General features: G+C 62.6%; 1 protein-coding gene. It reads right to left on the bottom strand.

Going from position 1 to position 2,492, the window contains the following annotated elements; genetic code table 11:
• Nucleotides 1–2,492 (bottom strand): immunoglobulin-like domain-containing protein (locus LU671_RS29130; RefSeq protein WP_332880101.1); only part of this gene is annotated, 2,492 nt, incomplete at both ends.

The following is a 2,492-nucleotide window of genomic DNA, read 5'->3' as shown; positions in this document are numbered from 1 at the left end:
TTGTTGCTGATGGTCGGCTGACCACCGACGAATACGTCGTCTGGCGCATTGATGGTGAAGGTGCCGCTGGCGCTGCCCGCCGGGATGGTGACCTTGGTGCCGTCGGTGAGGGTGAAGGTCAGGCCGTTGTGGCCGGTGACCGACAGGCCCTGGGCGTTGGTCAGGGTCACGGTGTAGGTGATCTGGCCGCCCTCGGAAACGGTGGTCTTGTCGGCGGACAAGGTGGCCACGACTTCACTGATGGTGTCGGTGATCTGCACGGTGGCGTTGCCACCCAGTTCCAGGTTCTCGAAGGTATGGCCCGGAACCGTGGCATCGGTGATACCGACGGTCAGCGAGCTGCCGTCCTTGAACACGTCGTCGCCCTGTGCGGCGGCCTTGTACTCGGTCTGGGTCTGACCTGCCGGGATCACCACCTTGTCGCCGTTGGACAGGGTGACGGTCAGGTCGTAGCCAAGCTTCTGGCTGACCTTGACGGTGAACGACGGCTGCTGGGCCTCGTTGACATCGCCGTTGCCGACGATGGTGACGGACACCTTGTCGCCCTGGTTGTCGGTGCCTGGAGTACCAGTGCCCGGCTCGTCGGTCACGGAGGTTTGCACTTCGTTCTGACCCAGGGTCAGTTTCTCGAAGTTGTCGGCACCGGTGACGCCGGTGATCTTGTTGCTGATGGTGGCCTGGCCGCCAACGAAGACGTCGTCAGGCGCCGTGATGATGGCGGTACCGCTGGCGCTGCCGGCCGGGATGCTGACCTTGGTGCCGTCGCTGAGGGTAAAGGTCAGGCCGTTGTGGCCGGTGACCGACAGGCCCTGGGCGTTGGTCAGGGTCACGGTGTAGGTGATCTGGCCGCCCTCGGACACGGTGGTCTTGTCGGCGGACAAGGTGGCCACGACTTCGCTGATGGTGTCGGTGATCTGCACGGTGGCGTTGCCGCCCAGTTCCAGATTCTCGAAGGTCTTGCCGGTGACCGCGGCGTCGGTGATGCCGACGGTCAGCGAGCTGCCATCCTTGAATACATCGTCGCCCTGGGCCGCGGCCTTGTACTCGACCTGGGTCTGGCCGGCCGGGATCACTACCTTGGCGCCATTGCTCAGGGTCACGGTCAGGTCCTGGTCGAGCTTCTGGCTGACCTTGACGGTGAACGACGGCTGCTGGTCTTCGGTGACGTTGCCGTTGCCAACGATGGTGACCGAGACCTTGTCGCCCTGGTTGTCGGTGCCTGGCGTGCCAGTGCCTGGCTCATCGGTCACGCTCGTGGTGACGGTGTTGTCACCCAGAGTGAGCTTCTCGAAGTTGTCGGCGCCACTGACACCCTCGATCTTGTTGACGATCGAAGGTTGGCCACCGACGAATACGTCGTCTGGTGCGGTGATTGTGAAGGTACCGCTGGCGCTACCGGCCGGGATGGTGACCTTGGTGCCATCGGTCAGGGTGAAGGTCAGGCCATTGTGGCCGTTGACCGGCAGACCCTGGGCGTTGGTCAGGGTGACGGTGTAAGTGATCTGTCCGCCTTCGGACACGGTGGTCTTGTCCGCAGTCAGGGTCGCAACGACCTCGCTGATGGTGTCGGTGATCTGCACCGAGGCGTTGCCGCCCAGTTCCAGATTCTCGAAGGCCTTGCCGTCGACGGCGGCATCGGTGATGCCGACGGTCAGGGTGTCACCGTCTTTGAAGACGTCATCACCTTGGGCTTTCGCCTTGTACTCGGCCTCGGTCTGACCGGCCGGAATGACGACCTTGTCGCCGTTGGACAGGGTCACGGTCAGGTCGTGGTCCAGTTTCTGGCTGACCTTGACGGTGAAGGCCGGCTGCTGGTCTTCGGTGACATCGCCCTTGCCGACGATGGTGACGGTGACCTTGTCGCCCTGGTTGTCGGTACCTGGAGTGCCGGTGCCCGGTTCGTCAGTGATGGAGGTTTTCACTTCGTCCTGACCCAGGGTCAGTTTTTCGAAGTTGTCGGCACCAGTCACGCTTTCCAGTTTGTTGGTGATGGTCGGTTGACCACCAACGAACACATCGTCCGGTGCAGTGATGGTGAAGGTGCCGCTGGCGCTGCCGGCCGGGATGGTGACCTTGGTGCCATCGGTCAGGGTGAAGGTCAGGCCGTTATGGCCGTTGACCGGCAGACCCTGGGCGTTGGTCAGGGTGACGGTGTAGGTGATCTGGCCGCCTTCGGACACAGTGGTCTTGTCGGCAGTCAGGGTCGCAACGACCTCGCTTACTGTGTCGGTGATCTGAACGGAGGCGTTGCCACCCAGTTCCAGATTCTCGAAGGCCTTGCCGTCGACGGCGGCATCGGTGATGCCGACGGTCAGGGTGTCACCGTCTTTGAAGACGTCATCACCTTGGGCTTTCGCCTTGTACTCGGCTTCGGTCTGACCGGCTGGAATGACGACTTTGTCGCCATTCGACAGAGTCACGGTCAGGTCGTGGTCCAGTTTCTGGCTGACCTTGACGGTGAAGGCCGGCTGCTGGTCTTCGGTGACATCGCC

The organism is Pseudomonas sp. NMI760_13, assembly GCF_021283245.1.
Classification (GTDB): domain Bacteria; phylum Pseudomonadota; class Gammaproteobacteria; order Pseudomonadales; family Pseudomonadaceae; genus Aquipseudomonas; species Aquipseudomonas peradeniyensis.
The sequence above is the reverse complement of the archived record's forward strand: the minus strand, read 5'-3'. Positions and strand labels throughout refer to the sequence as shown.